The 23,669-nt window shown below is 34.3% G+C and carries 18 protein-coding genes; 17 read left to right on the top strand and 1 reads right to left on the bottom strand.

The features are described from left to right. Positions 1–49: 49 nt before the first annotated feature. From QN089_RS06615 to QN089_RS06640, 6 genes are all read left to right on the top strand, one after another. On the top strand, positions 50–1,213 hold the full coding sequence (locus QN089_RS06615; RefSeq protein WP_285216300.1) for a hypothetical protein: 1,164 nt from the start codon (positions 50–52) through the stop codon (positions 1,211–1,213). A 1-nt stretch (position 1,214) separates the two neighbouring features. Then, a complete protein-coding gene (locus QN089_RS06620; protein WP_285216301.1) occupies positions 1,215–2,339 on the top strand; it encodes an AAA family ATPase in 1,125 nt (374 codons plus the stop codon). After that, on the top strand, positions 2,340–3,569 hold the full coding sequence (locus tag QN089_RS06625; protein WP_285216302.1) for a VWA domain-containing protein: 1,230 nt from the start codon (positions 2,340–2,342) through the stop codon (positions 3,567–3,569). A gap of 75 nt (positions 3,570–3,644) precedes the next feature. Further along, the gene (locus QN089_RS06630; protein ID WP_087680479.1) at positions 3,645–4,157 is read left to right on the top strand and encodes a YusW family protein; all 513 of its coding nucleotides are present in this window, start codon (positions 3,645–3,647) and stop codon (positions 4,155–4,157) included. A 157-nt stretch (positions 4,158–4,314) separates the two neighbouring features. Continuing rightward, positions 4,315–5,139, top strand: coding sequence for a helix-turn-helix transcriptional regulator (locus tag QN089_RS06635; RefSeq protein WP_285216303.1), 825 nt, complete (start codon positions 4,315–4,317; stop codon positions 5,137–5,139). Positions 5,140–5,153: 14 nt separating this feature from the next. Then, entirely contained in the window at positions 5,154–6,191 is a 1,038-nt protein-coding gene (locus QN089_RS06640) for an NAD(P)/FAD-dependent oxidoreductase (RefSeq protein WP_350310909.1), read from the top strand. A 14-nt stretch (positions 6,192–6,205) separates the two neighbouring features. Here QN089_RS06640 and QN089_RS06645 read toward each other — a convergent pair whose 3' ends face one another. Beyond that, on the bottom strand, positions 6,206–7,564 hold the full coding sequence (locus QN089_RS06645) for an MATE family efflux transporter (RefSeq protein WP_285216304.1): 1,359 nt from the start codon (positions 7,562–7,564) through the stop codon (positions 6,206–6,208). Between the two features lie 69 nt (positions 7,565–7,633). Between QN089_RS06645 and QN089_RS06650 the strand changes: the two genes are divergently transcribed. From QN089_RS06650 to pglZ, 11 genes are all read left to right on the top strand, one after another. Continuing rightward, entirely contained in the window at positions 7,634–8,458 is an 825-nt protein-coding gene (locus QN089_RS06650) for a MerR family transcriptional regulator (protein WP_285216305.1), read from the top strand. 57 nt (positions 8,459–8,515) lie between these two features. Continuing rightward, entirely contained in the window at positions 8,516–9,241 is a 726-nt protein-coding gene (locus tag QN089_RS06655; protein ID WP_285216306.1) for a FadR/GntR family transcriptional regulator, read from the top strand. Between the two features lie 588 nt (positions 9,242–9,829). Continuing rightward, positions 9,830–10,420 (top strand): DUF1819 family protein, encoded by a 591-nt coding sequence (locus QN089_RS06660; RefSeq protein WP_285216307.1) that lies wholly within the window; start codon positions 9,830–9,832, stop codon positions 10,418–10,420. A 4-nt stretch (positions 10,421–10,424) separates the two neighbouring features. Continuing rightward, positions 10,425–10,991 carry a DUF1788 domain-containing protein gene (locus tag QN089_RS06665; RefSeq protein WP_285216308.1) on the top strand — a complete coding sequence of 189 codons (567 nt, stop codon included), beginning with the start codon at positions 10,425–10,427 and terminating at the stop codon, positions 10,989–10,991. Between the two features lie 54 nt (positions 10,992–11,045). Continuing rightward, positions 11,046–14,627 carry a BREX system P-loop protein BrxC gene (brxC, locus tag QN089_RS06670; protein ID WP_285216309.1) on the top strand — a complete coding sequence of 1,194 codons (3,582 nt, stop codon included), beginning with the start codon at positions 11,046–11,048 and terminating at the stop codon, positions 14,625–14,627. Positions 14,628–14,638: 11 nt separating this feature from the next. Next, positions 14,639–18,154: a BREX-1 system adenine-specific DNA-methyltransferase PglX gene (pglX, locus tag QN089_RS06675; RefSeq protein ID WP_285216310.1), complete on the top strand. Its 3,516-nt coding sequence runs from the start codon at positions 14,639–14,641 to the stop codon at positions 18,152–18,154. An 80-nt stretch (positions 18,155–18,234) separates the two neighbouring features. Next, complete coding sequence (locus QN089_RS06680) at positions 18,235–18,381, top strand: hypothetical protein (protein ID WP_285216311.1); 147 nt, start codon at positions 18,235–18,237, stop codon at positions 18,379–18,381. A gap of 107 nt (positions 18,382–18,488) precedes the next feature. Beyond that, positions 18,489–19,016, top strand: coding sequence for a hypothetical protein (locus tag QN089_RS06685; RefSeq protein WP_285216312.1), 528 nt, complete (start codon positions 18,489–18,491; stop codon positions 19,014–19,016). 33 nt (positions 19,017–19,049) lie between these two features. Continuing rightward, positions 19,050–19,859, top strand: a complete 810-nt coding sequence (locus tag QN089_RS06690; protein WP_285216313.1) for a DUF2971 domain-containing protein — start codon at positions 19,050–19,052, stop codon at positions 19,857–19,859. Between the two features lie 257 nt (positions 19,860–20,116). Further along, on the top strand, positions 20,117–21,082 hold the full coding sequence (locus QN089_RS06695; protein WP_285216314.1) for a DUF3800 domain-containing protein: 966 nt from the start codon (positions 20,117–20,119) through the stop codon (positions 21,080–21,082). A gap of 22 nt (positions 21,083–21,104) precedes the next feature. Then, positions 21,105–23,663: a BREX-1 system phosphatase PglZ type A gene (gene pglZ / locus QN089_RS06700; protein WP_285216315.1), complete on the top strand. Its 2,559-nt coding sequence runs from the start codon at positions 21,105–21,107 to the stop codon at positions 23,661–23,663. Positions 23,664–23,669: the final 6 nt, after the last annotated feature.

Consider the following 23,669-nt stretch of genomic DNA (forward strand, 5'->3'; position numbering starts at 1 on the left):
GTTATAATAAAGTGACTTTAAAAGAAACAAATGAGAGAGGAAGAGCTCGTTGAATGAATTTTATATGGTTGCAGATACCGCGCGGTTAAAAAATATAAAACCAGAGGAATTAATCCAGCAACCTTTCTATATCGTACCTAAACAAATACCTTGTATACAGCTGCAGTTAGATGCACAAACTATTCAGCACATGTTGACGCATTTACCACGTCAATTAGAGGAGATGAAGCAGTCACTAGAGCAAAAAGTGACACGTTTTCAATCAGCTAGTAGCGTCAGACAGCAATATCAAGCGATTGAAAAAGAGCTAGTAAAACTAGTGCAAAATGAAGCAGTGATTGGACAACCCATTTCAGCAGAAAGCGCACGTGTTTTATATGACCAAGTAGCCTATTACTTAGAATGGCTAATGAAAGAAGTCGTATATGTTCAACAAGAAACACTCCTCTCATTCACTGAAAAAAATTGGAATGAAAAAAAGAATATAGACGATTTTTTAACAGCATGTCATACATGGTTTGAGACAATTTTCCATGTAACGCCCACATTGAAAAAAGTAGATTTACAACAAGACTGGCTTGGGGTTTCAGATGATGGTATCACGTATAACTACCACCTATTTGCGGGATATGACGTACTATACGATTTTAAAACGATGTTTAAAACAGCTGACGTACCAGGATTCATATTAAATCTTTCGAAATTTTTAGTGCGTGATACAACGCGAGGCAAGACGAAAACCGCTCTAACAGAATTTGCTTACAGTCGCGTGATCAAAGGGCTTGGGATTTACCCAGATGAAGACCATCTATTTTGTTATCGCTATAATCCTTTATTTCAGTTAAGCTGTTCTGATTTTGCACTGCCTTATTTAACAGAGCGTAAACGATATATGATTTATGCGATATACGATTTACGTCAAAATCCTACATCTCCATTTGTACAATATGATGAGCGTAAATACGGTGCAACGATTCATGCCGAGAATAACGAGTTAAAAGAAGCCTATGCAAATATCACACCGCGTTTTTTAGCCTGTAGTTATACAGAAAAGGAACAAGGACAACTTGATTTTGACCGTATTCCTATTCAAGCGATGTGGTTAGAGGATGAAGTGGCACTTCGAGATTTTATACAACAAGATTCGCAGTACCCTGCTTTTACACATGTCCTAATCGAACAATTTTTAAAACGAATAGAAGGTGGCAAATAGAATGAAGCCTGAAGTACAAAAATTACAGCAAATTGAACAACAACTAAATGCACACTTTATAGAACGACAACATGAAATTCATGCCATCTTACTCGGTATCTGTGCGCAAAAAAATGTCCTATTGATTGGTGCGCCCGGTGTTGCGAAATCAAATATTGTCGACCAATTCATGTATGTATTACCAACAACTTATGGTACATTCAAGCGACTAATTTCACCGACCACACAACCAGAAGAATTATTCGGTTCCGTCCGCTTTGACCGTTTAAAAGAAGGGATTATGGAACGAAATATTGAAGGACAGCTCCCAACAGCACATGTGGCTTTTTTAGATGAAGTGTTTAAAGCAACATCTGATTTACTTAATAGTTTATTAAAAATTATGAATGAACATCGCTTTGAAAATGGTACCGAAGAATTGACGACACCACTGTTCACATTAATCGGTGCAAGTAATGAATTTCCAGAAGAAGACCGTTTGAATGCCTTATATGATCGCTTTTTAATTCGCCGTGAAGTAGAAGCGATTCAAACGCCTGCGCACTTCATGCAGATGTTACAGGGGAATACAGAGGAGATTACACTACCTCGTCTAACGGCAGAGGAGATACAGGTTATCCACGCTGAAACAAAAGCAGTTCATATTCCGCAGACGATAATCGAAATGTTAACAGAAATTCATTTTAAAATGAAAGATGCAGGGATTGTTGTGTCTGATCGTCGCACGAAGCAATGTTTATCGATCTTACAGGCTGAAGCATATTTACAAGGACGCAATGAAGTGAAGCAGTCGGATTTTCGTGTGTTAGTAGATTGTTTATGGATTGAGTCGGAAGATCGTGAGACGGTACAAGATTTACTCGCACCTTATACAAAAACAGTCATCGACCAATTGTTTGTTCAATTGAATCGTTTGCGTATGGAAGTTGATGCGAAACATGCCGTACTCAAACAAGCAGAGATGATTCAATATGAGGAATATGCACAGTTTGCTTCAGCAATTTTAATGAAATGGCAGCAAATCGAACAAGAAATGATGATAGAGTCACCAACAGAAGAAGAACTGCAAAAGTTAAATGAATGGAAAGCACAACTACATGAAAAAATAGCGGAGGAAGTGATGTAGTTGCATAATGAGTTAAATAGTCAACTGATGGATATCGACCGATTTACGATGCAAGCATATAACGACTTACTCACGCATCATGAAGGACTGCAACAATTAGTTGAAAAACAGGAACAACTACCACAGTTAGTGCGTGATGTATGGTGTATGCTCTACACTGGAAAGACCGAATTTAAAACGACTTCTCCTTTACAAATACTAAGCGAACTACAAGAGTTCCCGCTTTTTTTACAACAAGCGATGGGTGATAAACTGATTACGACGCTTGCGACACTACGATTTGGCTATTTATTTTTACGTCAACTGGAACAACCGGAAGATGAGTCTGAGTCATTAGAAGAGGCATTTAAAAAAGAGATACAGCATGTTTTAGAACAAGTAGAATATGTAGAAGATTTACTCAGTAGTTTGCAACAACGAAAACAAGAGAGACAGCAAACACCGATTTATGATCAGTTGGCTTTAGCAGATGCACTAGAAAAGCAATCAGAACTACAACAAATGGCTGAATGGGCGAAAAAATTTAAAATTTCAGCGAAACAAAAGCGCGTTCAAACGAAAACTGCTTCCATACTAAAAGGGACTGTAACAACAGGACAAAAAGCAGAGCGTTTATTACCTATTGAGTATTTAAAATCTGAAACACATGAAGCAGAACTTGATTTTCTTGTGCGTTTTTCAGAAGGAAGAACCCGCATGTATGATTATAAAGAGCGCACGAAAAAAGAAAAGGGCGCACTCATTATTTGTTATGACGAGAGTAGTAGTATGCAAGATTTAGACGTACAAGGAAAAGGTTTTTTAATGGCTTTACTTAGTATGGCGAAACAAGATCGTCGAGATTTTGTTTTTATTCCATTTAGTGGTGATGTGGATTATCAGCAAATTCAGCATTTTAAAAAAGGGAAATATAAAATCCCTCAATTTCTTCAATTTGCACAGTCGTATATTGGCGGCGGAACCAATTTTGAAAAACCACTTCAGCAAGCCGTTCAATTTATGAAGCATTCGACAAAAGGGGAAGTATTATTTATTACGGATGGTGTCTGTCATATTCCGGAAACAGTAATCGAACAGGTGAATGCAGAAAAGACAAAAAAACAGTTTTATTTGATGTCATTATTGATTGGACATAACAAACATCCTGGACAATTAGCGGAAATTTCAGATGAAGTGCTTCATTTAATTCATTTTCAAGATATTCATCATACAAGGGTTTTTGAATTATAAAGTAAAATACATGCCCTAAAATGTTTTAAAAAAAGAAAATGTGGAAAAGTGCTATTGAAAGGACGTGTACTATTAATGAATAAAAAATTAGCTCTTTATGCAGTTCCATTATTAGCGTTATCATTGGCAGCTTGTAGTACAGACAAGGATGAGAAGAAAGAGGAAACAAAAGTAGAGGAGCCGGCATCGGATACAACAAATGATTCGTCGTCATCTGATTCATCTTCAACTGATTCTTCGAAAGACGATAGCTCAACAAATGAAAAAGTAACAGAGCAACCGTACAAAAAGATGGATCTTGATGTTGAGTATGACAAAGGTGATTACACATTTGAATATGAGAAGAAAAGCGATGGTGACATTGCAGAGATAGAAGATGAGCGTGACAATACGAAAAAGACTGGTGATGAAGCTCTAGGTGAAATGCAACCAATCGTTGAGAAGTTCACATTTGACCAAAACTCATCAGATGAAGAAGTGAAGAAACAAATCATGGACAATATCAAAATCGATGATAACTACAAGTCTATCAAACTAGAAGTGAAGTTTGATGATGGTAAGGAAAAAGAATATAAATTTGTTAAATAATTGAACTTAAAAAGCTAGCATCACCTTCTAAAGTGATGCTGGTTTTTTTGTACTCTAAAAAGGTCTTTCGTATTAAATGAGAATTTTTATCAATTAAACTTGAAATTGATAATCATTATCATTTATAATGAAGTTATTAGTTATGGAGGTTATGTCGATGGATTTAACAATGATGGATGTAACAGCATACTTTGCAAAAGCAGCTGTTTCTTTAACGAATGTCTTTCAAGAACATATTTTAGCTGAACATAAATTAACACATATTCATACACAATCGAGTGCATTTATCTTCCCAGTAAGCGGAAAAGCCTGGGTGCACAGTGGTCGTGAGAAATTCTTTATTACACCAGGTCGTATTTTACATATTCACGAACGTGAAACACTTCATATTGAAAATTGTGGTGAACAAGATGTACAATTTATCGTTGCACAGTATCAAGTAGCAATTCGATCCGATGATGATTTATATGATGATGCTTTCGTGCTGCGCGTATCAGATACCACAATTTATTTAGAAGATGCCGTTCGATTATTGGATATGCAGGCGCTACCAGGAGCGATGGCAGCACTTCAACGTCGCACGCTCTTTTTCCAACTCATCGAACGCTGTATGGAAGGTGTACGTGATCAACAGCTTCAATCGACGGTAGATGTGATGGAGTCCATCGTTGCTTATATTCAACAATACTATCGCGAGAAAATCAATGTCACAAAAATTGCAGAGAAATTTCAAATTGAGCGTCGTCGCCTCGCTTATTTATTTGAAAAACATACAGGGTTATCACCGAACGCGTATATTACAGCGTATCGCATTTCAAAAGCGAAAGAATTACTAGAACGTGTGGATTTATCCATTGCAGAAGTAGCAGAGCGTGTAGGATATGATGATTGTTTCTATTTTAGTCGTGTATTTAAAAAACAAACAGGCTATGCACCTTCAACTTACAGAAGAAAACAAATCGTCGCATGGACAACAATGTAAAGGAGCAGATGAACATGACAGAGATATATGATGTAACGATTATTGGCGGAGGACCAGCAGGTTTATATGCCGCATTTTATGCCGGACTACGTAATATGAAAACAAAAATAATTGAGTTCCAATCTGAATTAGGTGGTAAAGTGCGTCTATTCCCTGAAAAGAAGATTTGGGATATCGGTGGTCAGCCCCCAATAACAGGTGATGCTTTCATTAAGCAACTCATTGAACAAGGTCTAACGTTTCATCCAACAGTCCATGTGGAAACGAAGGTAGAACGTATTGTAGATCAACTAGATGGAACATTCCATATTGAAACAAATAAAGGAACACATATGAGTCGCTCGGTCATTGTCGCAGTAGGTGGTGGAATTATTCAACCACAGAAGTTACAAGTAGCAGGTGTTCCAAAAGAAGATGTGCAAAATATGCATTATGTTGTACGTGAGTTTGAACAGTTCCGCGATCAAGTAGTACTCATTTCAGGTGGCGGTAACACAGCTGTTGACTGGGCAAATGAATTACATGGTATTGCCAAAGAAATTCATGTTGTCTACCGCGGTGAAAACTTATCTGCTCATGAAGCACAAGTGGAGCAAGTGATGAAGCATGCTACAGTTCATACGCAAACACAGATTACACAAGTCCATGCTAATGAAAATACGAATTGTATAGAAAATGTAACGATTGAACAAGCAGCAGGTGAAAAAATTATCTCCGTTGATCATATGATTGTCAGTCATGGCTTTGATTTAGATCAAACATTACAATATGACGTATCGATTCCGCTTGAACGAATCGACCATGCCATTGCTTCGACTGCTACAGGTAAAACGGATATGCCAGGTATTTTTGTGGCAGGGGATATCGCTAAGTACGAAGGGAAAGTAAATCTATTAGTCGGCTGTTTCCAAGATGCTGTTAATGCAGTGAATGGTGCGAAACTACACATCGAACCAACTGCTAGTCATGTAGCAATGGTTAGCTCACACAATGACCGCGTACAAAAACGCATGGCAGTAGAAGCAAGAAAAAATGAGAAGTCGCTCGTTTAGGCGACCTCTCATTTTTATTTTGGTATTGGATTTGCTTTTGGTACCCACTTCATACAGATTAATAAAATGATACAGGTTAATCCTTCAGCAATCGGGAAGGCAAGCCAGATTGTAATGCTTGGTAATGCCATTGGTAGTAAAATAAGTAATGGCATAAAGAGTAGAATACTTCTACTTAGTACAATTAATACAGAAAGGCGAATACGCTTAATCGCTTGGAAATATTCTGCAATTACTAAGTTGAAGCCTAAGAAAATATAACCTGTGAAGTAAAGAAGAATCCCTTTCTCCGTAAAGGCGACAACAGTCGGATCATCAACACCAAATAGTTTGATGAGTAAGGACTTTCCGAAAATCCCAATGATGAGTAAGAGTACACCAATAATGGTCGCAGTTAAAATCCCAAGTAATAAAAACGATTTTAAACGACCATAAAGGCGCGCACCGTAATGATAACTTACGAGTGGTTGAATCGAAGCACCTACTGCAATGAAAATCATTAAAAAGACCGCATGTAAATAATTGATGATCGCAAATGCTGTGACACCCACTTCTCCTGTATAATGAAGGAAAGTAAGATTATACATCACAACGATGATAGCAAAACTCATCTCGACGACATAACTTGGTAAACCGATTTTTAAAATATCGAGCATACCACGTAGTGAACGAGTAGGCTTTACAAAGTGTAGATGATTTGCAGGTGTACGGAAATGAAGTAATAGAATACATAGACCGATTAGTGTGGCAATACCAGTCGCATATGCGGCACCAGAGACACCCCATTGCCAAACGAAAATAAAGAAATAATTAAGTACGACATTTAAAACAGCTGTGACACCTAAACCCGTCATAGCTAATTTCGGATTCCCGTCATTTCGAATGAAAATACTTAAAATATTTTCAAGTACAAAGACAAAACCGAAAATGAGAATGACCCATAGATAATCACGTACATACGGATAGGTCACTTCACTTGCACCGAAAAGGTAAGCGACTGCTTTAAGTTTCCATAACCCAATCACGATTAGAATGCCTACAATTACTAACGTTAAAATAATTGAGCGTGTAAAGATAGCATGTGCTTTTTGAATTTTATTTTCTCCAAGTGCGATGGAGAATAAGGTCGCACCGCCCATCCCAATCCAGAGCGATACAGCTAATAAAATAGAGAAAATCGGTGTGGCAATATTCACACCGGCAAGTGCCTGTTCACCAACGCCATGACTGACGAAGATGCCATCGACGAGAATATTACTTGCCATGAGTAACATGCCGAGAAGCGATGGGAATAAATAAGATAAAAATAGTTTTTTAGGTGGGCTTGTTTGAAGTTTAAGCGCCATTGGATCTTGCTGTGTTGCGGTTGTCACGATATCAATTCCTTTCGTAGTTATAATGCTAAAGTATATGGTTACCGTATAGTCAAGGGGGAAATGTAGATGGAAAGAGAAAAATTAAAAGGTTTTTTTACAACAGGCGAATTTGCCCGTTTATGTAATGTGAGAAAACAAACATTATTTCACTATGATGAAATTGGGTTATTAAAACCAGAAGTGAAGCTCGATAATGGTTATCGTTACTATTCCTATCAACAATTCGATGTCTTTAGTGTCATCGAATTATTAAAAGAATTGAATATGCCATTGAAGGAGATTAAACAGTTTTTAGCAACGAAATCTCCAGAGAAGTTTGTGACATTATTTGAAGAAAAAAAGCGTGAGCTACAACAAAAAATGAAGCATTTGAAGCAGTTGGAGCGTATTGTTGATACAAAATTGGCGATTACAAAAGAAGGAATGGCAACAGATTTTACAACAATTCGCATTCAACCTGAGGAAGAAGAGCGCTTTTTCATTAGTGCAGATGTTAAAAATACGGATGATAAAGCCTTCTTACATGCGATTTCTGACTTGATTGAGTTTGTTTATAATGAAGAATTAGATATTGGCTATCCAATTGGAGCGATTTTGCAAAGAGAAGAAATTGAAAACGAAGACTACGAGAACTATGTCAATTTATACACAAAAATCGCGCCGACCAAACGTCAAGTGCCGATTCATGTGAAGGAAAAGGGGTTCTACGTAGTTGCCTATCATATTGGGGAAGAATCAAAAAAACATACAACCTATGAGCGTATCCAGCAATATGTACGAGATCAACAAATGCGATTAGCGAGCGATGCGTATGAGGAGTATGTGTTTGAAGAAACAGCTGTTTCAGAATTAGAAAATTACGTAACAGAAATTAAAATACGTGTTGAGTAGAAAAAGCAGGAAGAAGCGAGATGAAATATGCTAAAATGAGGACAAGAGGTGGGGTTAATGGGAATTAAGATCGTACAACGTAAAAAAATCTACGAAGAAGTTGCGGAACAATTAATGGCATTAATTAAATCTGGGGAACTATTGCCAGGAGACCGTCTAGATTCGGTAGAAGAATTAAGTCGTCAGTTTGATGTAGGGCGTTCAACGATTCGCGAAGCATTAACAGCATTGCGTGCGATGGGCTTAATCGAGATGAAACAAGGTGAGGGGACCTTCGTTAAAAATTTTGATGGACGTACACTAGGAATACCGCTTGCATCTGCATTACTCATGACGAAAAAAGATATTGCAGAACTGCTAGAAGTCCGTCGTGTATTAGAAGTCGGTATGGTGAAAAGTGCCGCAGAAAATCGAACGATGGAAGATTTAGCTGCATTAAAAGGGCATTTACAAGAGATGTATGATCATACAGATCAACCGAAAATTGCAGAACAAGCTGATTTAGCGTTCCACTATGCAATTGCGAAAGCAACACATAATGAGATTTTACAGTCACTTTTTAAAACAGTGAATGATGTCATGAGCGAAGTCATTCATGATACACGTCTCATCTGTCTATATGATGAGCAAGCGACATTTGAAGCATTGAATGCGCAACATTTACATATCTTTAATGCGATTGAATCACAAAATATTGACCAAGCAAACGAAGCGATGACAACACATCTTCAGTTTGTGGAAGACGTATTGAATAGCTATGTGGCAGAGCAAAAAGAAGGATAAATAAAAATAAGAAAGCTTCAGTATTTTATATGCTGAGGCTTTTTAAGTTGTATTAGGGTGTTCGTTTTGGGCGATGCTTTTCGCGGGCACGGCTTCATCTCATATTGGCGATGAATCGCCAATATGGATATTCCGCTCGTGCTGTTCCCGCAGAAGTCACGCCCACATGTCCATCTAATGTGAAAAATAGCTATGTGAACTTAAGTTGTTATTATCGTTTCTTTTTGCTATAGAATGTTTTCGCTAGATAGAAAGGTTGGATTGTTTAAAGTTATTTTCTTAACAGAGGGTAAAGGTATAGGAGATAAAACACTTTCAAAAAGCTTGCTGAACTAGATTAAAAAGTATAGAAGTTACTTGTTATAGTATTTATAAATAAAATGTAAATATTAAATTGAATCAAATATTAATTAGAGATACAATAATAAAAGAATAATAAAAAAGTAATAAATTTATCTGAAATCAATGACAATTTTATTAGTAACGCAAGGTTATAAAGTCATTATAAAAAAAGATTAAAGAGTTGGAAATCAAGCTTTAATTATTTTTAAATATTATTAAAGTATAAAAAACGAGGGATGTGAAAGTATGGAATTAGAATATTCTTCGGCGTTAACAGGTGCGGGCTTTATGCTTTATGAAGTGAAGCAAATTGCTAAACTTAAAGAAGCTGGATTTTCAGATAAAGATATCCGTTATAAAGTATTAGATGAAAATATCTTTCAGTACGATAAGCTATCTAGTGTCAAGAGAGCTCTGCCTTATATTTTAAAACGTGTCGATGTATTAGATGGAACATTAAGAAAGTTATTAATAGAAGAAAGTTTTGAAGTAGGGAAAGTTATTAATCTTTACGCCATTATGAAAGCAGATCGTCTCTTCTATGAATTTATGCAAGAAGTAGTTGCTGAAAAGTTGAAGAAAGATAATTATTATATTGATAAAATGGATGTGAACTTTTTCTTTGCAACAAAAATAGAACAAAATACTACGATATCTAATTGGTCGGATTCAACTATTGCTAAGTTGAAACAAGTATTTAAAAAAATATTGTTAGAAGTTGGAATATTAGAGAGTTTAAAAACAGGCGAATTAAATCGTTTGATTGTAGATAGCCAAGTAAGTGAACATCTCCAAAGCATAGGTGAAAAGAATTATGTGAAAGTGATGGGGGAGTGATAGAATGGTGACTTTAAAAGAGCAATTAAGACAAATTAGCGAGCGTATTAAAGAAGATAAATTCATTGAAGGGCGAGGGCTAGGAAATGAAATTAGCTTCTATATTTTTGATTACAATCCTAAAGACGAGTTATTAGTCCGCGAACATGTGATGAATTTGCATAAAGAATTTAAGGATGGTTTATATAATAGAAAAATAATTGAATTCGATTTGTACAAAATGCTAATAGATATCACAAAAGAGAAACGAATTTTTGATCGTATTCCAGAAATGGAGTCAAAGCAGGGTAAAGATGCACTGTTTAAAGCGATGACTACGTTTGCCAAACCAGAAATATTTTTAAATAAAATCGAAGAGCAAATCGAAGATCACAATGTTGTATTACTTACAGGCGTAGGAAAAGTATATCCTTTTGTACGTTCACATAATATTTTAAACAATTTACAAGAAGTATTAGATAAAATACCGGTAATTATGTTTTTTCCAGGGCAGTATGATGGTCAGTCACTACAGTTATTTAATAAATTTAAAGACGATAATTATTATCGTGCATTTCGTTTAGTTGATTAACTAAAATATAGCAAAATTTTGATGAGGCGAAATTGATAAAATGGAGGGACACACATGCAATTAAAACAAATGTTTGTAAAAGATATTGAACGTGATATTCGTGGCGTTATTAAAGTTGGACAAAAAAATGAAGAAGACATTTACCAAGAGCTAGATGAGTATGTTGTAACGAAAGAGTTACATACACACTTTTCAAAGTTTTATGATAACTACATAAAAGGCATTCAAGGCAATACAGATAAAATGGGTGTTTGGATTTCTGGCTTCTTCGGTTCAGGTAAATCACACTTCTTAAAAATTCTTGCCTATCTTTTAGAAAATAGTACGGTTCAAGGGAAAAAACCTGTCGATTTCTTTGAAGATAAAATTAAAGATGCGCTTGTTTACGCGAACATGAAACGAACAGCAGATGTTGATACAGAAGTTATTTTGTTCAATATTGATTCAAAAAGTTCTCTAGATAATAAATCAAAAGAAGATGCAATTTTACGTGTGTTTATGAAAGTATTTTATGAGCATCGCGGCTATTATGGCGACATCCCAGGCGTTGCAGAGATGGAGAAATATTTAGATGAACAGGGCGTTTATGATGTGTTTAAAAAAGAATTTAAAGTGCTTGCAGGAGAGTCGTGGGAAGACCGACGCAATAGTTTTTACTTTGACCGTGATTATGTCATTGGTGCGTTAGTAAAAGCAAATAACATGACAGAGGAATCAGCTGGTAACTGGTTTGATAACGGGGTTAATAACTTTGAAATCAGCATTGAAAAGTTTGCGAAAGATGTAAAATCGTACATCGATAGTAAAGGACCAAACTTCCACTTGGTCTTCTTGGTGGATGAGATTGGACAGTATATAGGTGATAGCCGTAACTTAATGCTCAATTTACAAACACTTACAGAAGATTTAGGAACATATGCACATGGAAAAGTATGGGTAATGGTGACTTCACAGGAAAGCATTGACTCAATTATTAAAGTAAAAGGTGATGACTTTTCACGTATTCAAGGACGTTTTGATACACGTTTATCATTATCATCCATTTCCGTAGATGAAGTTATTAAGAAACGTATTTTAGAAAAGCAACCACATATTTATGACCGACTTCGTGCAGATTTCCCAAATAAAAGTGCTGTGCTTAAAAATTTAATTAGCTTTAAGGAAAATACAGCAGATTTACGTGGTTATGCGGATGATATAGAGTTTGCAGAAGTATATCCGTTTGTACCATATCAATTTAAATTACTGCAAAACGTATTCGAACAAGTTCGTAAACATGGTTCATCTGGTAAACACTTATCAGAAGGTGAGCGTTCAATGCTTTCAGCGTTTAAAGAGGCTGGACTGCAATTTAAGGATGCTGAAGAGGGTGCTTTAATACCGTTCTATGCATTTTATGACACGATTAAAGAATTTTTAAATCCATCGATTACACGTGTTATTGAAGGAGCAAAAATGAACCCAGCGCTTTCCGATGATGAGTTTAATACGGATCTTTTAAAAGTTCTTTTTATGCTTAAATATATTAAAGAACTACCAGCAAATATCGACAATATCGCAACTTTAATGGTCACACATATTGATGAAGATAAACTTGAATTAAAAGAAAAAATTCAACGTGCATTACGAAAACTAATTGGACAAACATTGATTGCTCAAAATGGAGATCATTTTATTTTCTTAACAGATGATGAACAAGATATTAACCGTGAAATTAAACAAATTAATATTGATGAAGAGATTATTAAACGTGAACTAGCACAATATATTTTCAATGATTTATATGAAGAAAAGCGTTACACCTATTCGAAACAATATACATTCTCTTACAACCAAGTGATGGATGAAAAGACATATGGTACACAGTCTGCTTCGATTAGTCTACAAATTTTATCACCTCTTTCAGATCATTATCAAAAAAGTGAACAGGAATTAATGATGTTATCTTCACGTCATGATGAATTGGTCATAAAACTTGGTGGTAATGAAGGATATATGGATGAGATTGAGGAAGCACTTCGTATTGAAGAATATCGCAAAAAGAAGAATATCACACAGCTACCGGAAAACATTCAGAATATCTTAAATAACAAACAAGCAGAAGTACGCGAAAGACGTCGCAGAGTACGCGAACTATTAGAGTACGCAATTAAAGAAGGAACTTTTTATGTCAATGGTGAAAAGTTAGAAGTGAAAGGTTCTTCTGTAAAAGAAAAAATTAATACAGCCTTTAAACATCTAGTGGATAATGTATATACAAAATTAGCTTATATTAAAGAATTTGTGGAACAAGAGCGTGAGCTTGTTTCGCTATTAGCTAAAGACGATCAACAAGTAACATTCGATGAACAAATGAATAACGGACCAAATAATTTAGCGAAAAAAGAAATAATGGAATATATTAGTTTTCAAGAAGACTTACAGAAACAAATTCGTGTCAAACTTATTTATGACCGTTTTACAGATAAACCTTATGGATGGAAGCAACTTGATATTGCAAGCTTAATTGCACAGCTATTAAAAGAACAACGCATTCGTCTCCGATATAACTCTGAGTATTTAGAACCAGGTCAAGATACAAATAAAATAATCACAGTATTTGGTAAATCAAGTGAAGCAGATAAAGGAATTATCACAAAACGTGTACAGGTAGATGAAGCATTGCTACGAAGAGCAAAAAGTATTTGCCGTGAGATATTCCCACCGATGGACTTTGCAGATGATGAAGATGGTTTTGTTCAAGGTATTCGCGAAGCAATTCGTGAACAAGTATCGGAAATTAACCAATATAAAGCGAACTATGCAACGAAAGTAAAATATCCTGGACTTAGCTTGTTGGATAAAGGTTTAGAATATTTCGGACAGTTTACACAGCAATTGGATAATGTTTCGTTCCTAACAAAATTTAAAAATATGGAAGACGATTTAGCTGATTGGAAAGACGATGTCAACCTTGTGAAAAGTTTCTTTAGCACGAATCAAAAAGACTTGTTTGAACAAGGCGTAGCAGCACTTGAAAAATACGAAGAAAATAAACCATATTTAGCAAGTACTGAAGTAGAAGAAGCGATGAACACACTTCGTGACATCTTACATGATCCGATTCCATATAAAAAAATTAAAGACATTTCAACCTATGTGTATGTGCTGAACAATGAAATGTCGGGTGTATTAGCAGAGAAAAAAGCGCTAGTACAACAGAAGTTAAAGACAGCCTACGATGAATGCATGGTTTATGCAAATCAATATGGTGTATCTACAGAGACAAAGCAACAAATTGAAGCATACTACACAGGATTAAATACGAGCCTAGATCAATTTGAAGACATCTTTAAAGTAGATGCAATGACTTCACAAAGTGATGATTTTAAAGAAAAGACATTAAAGTCGATTCAGCTAGAAATTGCAGAATGGAAACGAAAAAAAGCGTTGGATCAAGTAGTTGCAGGTGATACAGGGGTAGAACCGCCAATATTTGTTGAAGATAAAATTCAAAAAGAAGTAGTAAATGTGAAACGTCTAGTGGATATAAAAACGTTATCAAGTGAAAAAGAAGTGGATCAGTATATTAATACATTATCTACGAAGCTAAAACAAATTATTAAAGCGAATAAGCAAATCGAGTTTGAAGATTAGGAGTGACAGAAGTGAATAAAAGCGCACTGAAAAAGTTCGCAACAGAAGCACGTAAAGAGTTATTAGAACGTGTAGAACTACAAGCAAGAAAAATTGGGATAACTGCTGAATCTATTCAAAAAGCAACAGTTGAAAGTTCGGATGCCGTCTTCATTGACGGCAGACAGCTTTCAGATGTTGAAAGACGCCAACGTAACAAATTAATTAAACGAATTGAAGAAATTGGCTTTGATCGTGTAATGGAGGAAACAGCGTATACGTGGTTCAACCGTTTTATTGCACTACGTTTCATGGAAGTTAATGATTACTTGCCAACAAAAGTACGGGTTTTATCATCGTATAATACCGATAGCGCAGAACCAGATATGATGAAAGAAGCGTTATCTCTAGATTTAGATTTGGATAAAGAGTATGTATATGAGCTGAAAATGGCAAATAAAACGGATGAATTATTCAAGTATTTAATTAAAGTGCATTGTAATGACTTAAACCGTTATATGCCGTTTATGTTTGAAACAATCGAGGATTATAAAGAAATCCTATTCCCAGAAGGACTACTTGGAACAGACTCATTTGTACGTCAAATGACAAATCCAGATGTGATGGCAGAGAGCGATTGGGAAAGTGTTGAGATTATTGGCTGGTTATATCAGTATTATATTTCTGATGAAAAAGATAGAGTAATACAAGCTAAAATAAAATATAAGACTGAAGAGATTCCATTTGCTACCCAACTGTTTACACCTGATTGGATTGTGCGTTATATGGTGCAAAACGCTTTAGGACGTTATTGGGTTGAGTCGCACCCAGAACATCGAGATTTGATCTCTAATTGGGAATATTATTTAGAAAATCCAAATCCAGAGCCTGATTTTGAAGAAAAAATAGCTCCTTATATTAATAAAGAATTGAATGTAGAAGACATAAAATGTTTTGACCCAGCCATGGGAAGTGGGCATATTTTAGTATACATGTTTGATGTATTATTTGAAATTTATAGCCGATGTGGTTATGTGGAGAGAGAAATTCCACGACTAATCATTGAGAAAAACTTATATGGCTTAGATATTGATGACCGAGCATATCAACTTGCCAGCTTCTCTTTAATAATGAAAGCGTTGGAATATAATAGACGTTTCTTTAAAAGTATTGAAAAAGACTCTCTAATACTGAATTTAAGTTCAATAAAAGAAACTAATTTATGTGATGAAAATTTGATGGCATATATTGCAGAAGAAGATAGTGGTGAGAGGTTTGAATATGTTAAAGACCTCATTATGCGGTTTAATAATGCTAAAACTTATGGATCTTTAATTGATGTACCCGATATGAATTTATCATTTCTTGAAAAAAGATTGGAAGAGATGAAAGAAAACCAAGCAAAAGATTTATTTGAAGAAGAGTATAGAAGAAATGCATTAGACATTTTACCTTCTTTAATAAAGCAGTCAGAAATTATGAAAAATAGTTATGACATTACAGTTACTAATCCGCCATATATGGGGAGCGGTAAGATGAACAATACGCTTAGTACGTTCCTGGTAGATAACTATAATGAGGTAAAGGCTGATATTTTTTCAGCTTTTATAAGCTACTGCTTGAAAAAGACTAAGCATAATGGGCATCTTGGATTCTTAACACCTTTCGTTTGGATGTATTTATCATCTTATGAGGAGTTAAGAAAAAAAATAGTTAATGAAAAAAATATTAGTTCTTTAATTGAGTTAGAATATAATTCTTTCCCCGAAGCAACGATTCCTGTGTGTACGTTTACATTAAGAAACTATAATGTTTTATTAAAAGGTGAATACATTAGATTAACGGATTTTCCAGGAACAGAAGTGCAATCTATAAAAACCTTAGAAGCAATTAATAACAAAGTAGATTATCGTTATTCAAATTGTTCGAATGATTTTGCACTAATTAAAGAATTTCCAATATCTTATTGGGTATCAGAAAGTGCATTGAATGTTTTTTCAAAAGCAAGACCACTATCTTACTATGCAGAAGCGAAAAAAGGTATGAATACTTCAAATAATGAATATTTTTTAAGACTTTGGTTTGAAGTAGATAATAATCGTTTAGGGATAGGATATAAGAGTTCTAAGGAAGCAGAAGAAAGTAGACTTAAATGGTTCCCTTATAATAAAGGGGGAGGTTATAGAAAATGGTATGGTTCGAATGAATGGGTAATTAATTATGAAAATGATGGATATGAAGTAAAAAACTTTATACAGTCTGATATTAGAAGTCCCCATTTGTTTTTTAAAGATTCTTTAACATGGTCAGCTATAGGTACAACAAAACCATTTTCAATAAGATATTCAGATATAGGAGCGATATTTGATTCAGCAGGTTCGTCTGTTTTCACGGATTCATATGAAAATAGCTTATATTTGTTAGGATTGCTTCAATCAAAAGTAACTTATTATTTTTTGAAATTATTAAACCCATCTATTAATTATGGTGCGGGTACAATAAGTAAGGTACCAGTAATAATTGACAAAGAGTTTTATCAACAAATATGTTTGTTAGTAAGAGAAAATATTATTATTGCTAAAGCGAATTGGGATAGTTTTGAGAATTCTTGGAATTTCAAAAAACATTTTTCATTAAATTATAAAACTAATTTAATTTGCGATGCATTAGATTTATGGGAAAATGAGATGGAGGAACAAATTGAAAAGTTAAGATTTAATGAAGAGGAATTAAATAAAATTTTCATGAAAATTTATGGCTTAAGTTACGAAATTAATCCTAAAGTGTCAAAAGACGAAGTAACATTTATTAAATTAAGCCGAATAAAACAAATAAAAAGTTTAATATCTTATTTTGTAGGTTGTATGTTTGGGCGTTATTCCTTAGATGAGGAAGGAATATTATACTCTGGGGGTAAATTTGATACTTCGAAATACCATAATTTTGGAGTAAACAAAGAAAATATACTATCTATTTTAGGTAATTCCTATTTCGAAGATGATATTGTTAACAAATTTTATGAATTTATTTTCATTGTATTCGGAAACGAGAATTTTAATGAAAATATTGATTATATTGCACAAATTCTGGGACGAAAGAAAGGAGAGAGTGCAAAAGAGGCATTAAGACGTTATTTTATTAATGATTTTTATCAAGATCATATTGATATATTTAGTGCAAGGGGAAGAAAGGCTCCAATTTATTGGTTGTTTACTTCTGGTAAAGAGAAAGCATTTAACTGCTTAATATACATGCATCGTTATGATGAAACAACACTTTCTCGTATTCGCACTGATTATTTACACGAAGTGCAAATTCGTATGGATGCAGAGAAGAAAGATTTATTGTCAATTATTGAAGGCGATTATACAAAAAAAGAAATTAGTGATGCGAAAAAAGCATTGAAGTCGCTTGATAAGAAAATTGATGAATTAAAAGCGTATGATGAATTACTTCATCACATGGCGGATAAGAAAATTCCAATCGATTTAGACGACGGTGTGAAGCATAATTATGAATTATTTAAAGGGTTAGTGGCGAAGATATAGTTTTTCTCTCAAGTATAGATTACTCTTTTTGTTTTATGGAATTTCTGCGATAATTTATTGCCAATGGAGAGTTGAGCATAATGAACATCAAACAAGATCAAGTCGCTTTATTATTGAAAGAAGCACATATTGCCTCTTCATCAATACGGTATGGGTTAAATGCACTTTGTAGAGCAAATATTTATGCAAAAGGTGACTATTATCAAGCTTTTTTCAGCTTTCTATAGGTTTAGAACGACTAATGAGGCTTATAATCATCGAGAATTATAGAGGTACGAATAACTCGTTTCCAAACAATAAAGTGTTAAAAGATTATGGGCATGATTTAATTGAAATGTTTGAAAAAATCAATGAAATAGAGCTGTTTTGTCACTCGGACGCGGATATGAATGACATTTCATTTAGTATTTTGAAATGCTTATCACAATTTGCGAAAACAACAAGATATTATAATTTAGACGTTTTAACTGGAAAACAACAAAATATTGATCCACTTATTCAATGGGCAATTATTCAAGAAGAGATTTTACGGCATAACCCAAAGCGCAAAACCTCAAGGGATAATGGAATCCAAGAATTGAAAAGCTATATTAATGAAAACAGCGTGGCTATGATCTTTAACGAAAAAAATAATATTATTGATAATACTGCTGAATTATTTGAGAGGGTCCAATTGGATGCGTATGTTCAAGAATATGCGGTTTATTATACTTATTTGTTAATTAGCGAACTTGTAAATAAGCTTCTTAAAATAGAATCTAATTTCGAATTATATCCTTATTTGAGTGAATTTTTCAGGGGCTTTTATGGAGGATATACGAAGTATGAAATAAGGAAAAGAAGAAACTGGACGAACTATTAAATCTAAGACTTAAGTGGCAGGAGAGGTTATTGTTTGATTACAAATGATATTATTTATGACTTTCTTATGGATGGGATTAGAGGAGAGTTAAGTCTTTTTTATAGCAAAAAATATAAACATATCCCGAATCGATTATTTCGATTTGAAAAATTTTCAAATGCAAGACTGGACACCTTGAAACAAAATCAAATCCGCATGACTGAGGCAGAAAGATTTAATGATCCATTTGATTGTTTAGGCATTTTCTGGGATAGCGCAACACTTACTGAATTTTCAAAAACTCAAGGTTTAAGTTATATTGGTGAATCTTTAGATAAAGAAATAGACAAAATGTTTAGAGAAGCTTTAACACCATTAAAAGTAACGTGCTTTAGTAGCGAACTATATAATTTGCCGTTATGGGGGAATTATGCTGAAAGCGGTTCGGGGTTTGCTGTGGAATATGACTTTAAACAGTTAGGCGTGAATTCGGATTTTACTAAACTCCTTTATCCAGTCATTTATAGAGAGGAAAGAGAGGATATTACGGGTGTATTGAAAAAGTTAATTGAAGTTGCATCGAATGGTCAATTTCACCCGTTGCTCCGTTTGTTGTTTTACAAGAATTTAATTAAACATATTAGTTGGGCTTATGAAAAAGAATGGAGATTAATTTTCATAGAAAAAGAAAGTTTTATAAAAATGCCAATTAAGCCAACTGCTATTTATATTACTGATCGATGTGATGGTGAAAATGAAAAGCTTTTGAAGGAAATTGCATTAAGTTTGGAATGTGATTTTTATAAATTGGTTCCTACTAAAAATAATAGAAACTTTATTTTTGAAGAGAGCTTGGCAAAATAATTTTATTGCTAAAGAAATTTGAGGTAGAAAGTATAGCAATCTCAGCTATAACTTCTACCTTCTCGTTATTTAAGCAAAATAAAAAAACCCCAGCCCTGCAAAATGGTAGCGGGGAAAGGGTTTTAAAAGAGCTATTCCAGCCCTGCAAATGATAGCGGGGAAAGAAGTCGCTCATAAATTATTATATGATGTCACCATTATATTATGCATGATGTTGAAATGTCAACATTCGCTAATCGGAAATGGAGGGGAAATGAATGAACTACAAAATATTTTTTGACGAATCGAACAAATTAGATCAACCTAATGGGCTATATTCCTATTATGGTGCATTAGGAATCACAATGGCTACAATGTATAATATTAATAATGCAGTAGATGAAATCAATACACAATTGAAGACAAAAAGTGAAATTCATTTTGTTGATTATACAAGCGATACGCATTTTGGTAAATATTTCAAAGCGTTAGATTATGTCTTAAATCAAGATATTAAAGTAAATTTAATGATTGTGAATAAGAAAGATGCTGAAAAGATTGCGAAGGAAATGGATCTAACAATGACGCAGTTACGCGAATTATTTTATGTGAAGCTTCCAGAAAGACTATTTTATGGCCTGACTCGTGATATAGAGGTAGGCAAGCGAGTTCAAATTATTATTGATGAAAATAGTGAGTATGAGAAAATTGATTTAGAACGTAAATTAGAGGAACAAATGAATGCGCATTCTGCTTATCGAAACAAAGGCTACAAAGTAAGTGATGTAGTTCAAGCATCTTCTGAAAAAAGTACATTGTTACAAATAATTGATGTTTTCATGGGAATCATTATTTTTCTTTTTGAATCTCAATATCAGAGTGAAGCTGTTGATGATGATAGCATTTCAAAGTTAGTTAAAAGTGATTTAATTTATCGTACGCTTATTCATAATGATAATTTGGAAAAGTTCCATCAAAAAATAAGCTTGTATAAATGGGATGGCGAAGACGATAAAATTAAGAAAATCCATATAAGCGATTATACGGGGGCATTTTTAATTTACAAAACTGGTTATGACATACAGGAAATGAGTAAGCTTGAAAAAATAAGATTACAAAATCCAGAACAAGACACGAGATTTTATAGAGAACAGATGGGTTATAAAACACGTCAGTTGAAAACATTGCAGGGCTATATAGACGAACTGAATGGTCTTGGTAGAAATCATTTTTTCAGTAGTTAGATAAGGAAAGTAGTGATATGTATTGAATATCGAGCAAATAGCATCGGCTTTACAAGACATTTTCAATGAGCCGTTACAAGACGGCGAACAGCGAAAAATTGTCTTTTGGGTAGATAAGGATGAAGAGTTTATTGAGGAAATTGAGCAATTTGTTTTGGATGGAGTTAAGGTCCAAACATTATTGGATAATAATCAATTTTATATGAAGTATTTATTGGAAGAAGAGGATACAACATCTAACTATTTAATTTACACAAATATTGAATTAGGTTTAGAAAATAATTGGTTAGCGGATACAGTGTTTTATTCGACAACATTCTACGCAGATCGGCTATCACTTATTTTAAATGACCTCCAAATTGATTCAGCATTACGTGGTGTTGTAAAGAAATACGAGCGTTTCTTCCAGAATAAGGAGCGTTACCGTAAGTTTCAAGCAGTTGATATGGAAGCATACAGCGAGGAGTCCATTGAGCTCGCGATTATGAGCGTATTATGCAACGTGAAGGTTCTTGACTTCGAAGAAATTTTAAAAACGGTATTAACGGATACGCTGGAAGATGAAAATAATAAATACTTACAGCAAATGGGCAAGTTTTTTGATGTTGCTGTATTTTGGCGTTATGTAGCCAATATGTATGGTTATGAACGTGAAAGTCCAACATTAAAAACTCTATTTATTCATTTAGCAGTGACTGCATTTAGTCATAGTGTATCAGAAGAATATTTAACGTCTATAAAGAACTTTATTGCGACTCGTAATAAAACAAATGCATTGGTCTTTATGGATCACTGGATGCATCATAAAGCAGACTATGTATTATACAATCAGTACGTAGAGATGGTAGAGCAGGAAATTCAACTTCCGAAACTGTTACAGTCAATCCCTATCGATGAATTTAAGCAAGCAGATACATTCCCATATGTAGATAAAGCAATCATTATCTATATTGCGAACAGCCTTTTAGAAGGGCGAGAAGACTTTGAAGAGTACATTAAACTAATTAAGTTACGAAGAGCGAAACATTTCTACGAAAACTATGCATCAATTTACGAAGCGTTATATTATAGCGTGAAAATGCAGGAGTTTTATACGGAGCACCGACAAGGTATCCCTTCTGGTCAAGCTTCTGAAATCTATAAAGCGTATGAAAGTAAGTATTATGTAATGGATACATATTACCGAAAGTTTTATGTAGCGTATGATGCAGAAAGTAACAATGAGATTTTGAAAAAGCTAAAAGATTTAGTAGAGCATCTATATACACATTGGTTCATAGGTGAGTTAAGTACTAATTGGTCACAAGCTGTGAAGTCTGAAATGACAGAAGAGTGGTCATTGCCTGGTGTGATGAATCAGCAAGATTTTTATTCATCCGTCGTATCGTCTCATATACGTCAAGGTGAACGTGCATTTGTAATTATTTCAGATGCCTTTCGCTATGAAGTTGGTGTCGAATTAGCGAATCGTTTAAATTCAGAAACACTTGGTTCTTGTACAGTTCAAACGATGTTAAGTGGAGTTCCATCTGTTACAAAACTCGGTATGGCCTCGTTATTACCGCATAAAACATTGGATTTTAATGAATCTATGAAAGTATTAGTGGATGGTAAAAGTACTGCTGGAATCGAAAATCGTCGAGCAATTATTGAAAATGCAGTTGCCGATAGTATGGCTGTTTATTATCAGGATATGATGGATATGAATAAAGCTGGTAGACGTGAAACATTCAAAGGTAAAAAATTGATTTATATTTATCATGATACAATCGATGCGATGGGGGATAAGGCGTCCACAGAAATTTATACATTTGATGCAGTTGAAAAAGCACTCAATCAATTATCGGATATTGTTAAGATGATTCGGGATGATTTAAGCGGAACTAATATCTATATTACAGCAGATCATGGCTTTTTATATCAGCGTGAACCTTTAGATGAAAGTGACAAAATTGAAAAGGTGAAAATCGATGCAGTTGAATTATCAAGACGCTACGCTTTATCAAAAGAAAATGCAGAAATCGATGGACAAATTAAAGTTGATTTAACATCAATTGTGCAAAATGAACATCAGCTTTATGCGTATGTACCAATGGGAACAATTCGAAATCGCATTCAAGGAGCGGGAGTGAATTTTGTGCATGGCGGTACAAGTTTGCAGGAAATTATGGTACCCCTACTATCATTTAAAAATAAACGAGCAGGTCAAAAAGGCGTCCAACAAATTTCTAAAGTCGATATTAAGCTAACAAGTACGATGCGTAAAATAACAAATCGTATATTTAATTTGAATTTCTTCCAAACGGAGAAGGTTGGCGAGAAGTTAAAACCTCGTATCATAATTATGTATATGGTAGATGACGAGAACCAAAGTTTATCAAATGAAGAAAGAGTCATTGGCGACCGTACTTCTTCTAATCCTGCAGAGCGTGAATTCAGATTAAGATTTGCATTGAAAAACATTTCATATGATCGTAGTAAATCGTATTACTTAATGATGAAGGATGAGGAAACAGGGGTAGAAATTGAACGTATTCCATTTGAAATTAATTTGAGTATTGTAAGTGACTTTGATTTTTAGTTGTAA

Origin of the sequence: Kurthia sp. YJT4, from assembly GCF_030219945.1 — a bacterium.
Lineage (GTDB): Bacteria > Bacillota > Bacilli > Bacillales_A > Planococcaceae > Kurthia > Kurthia gibsonii.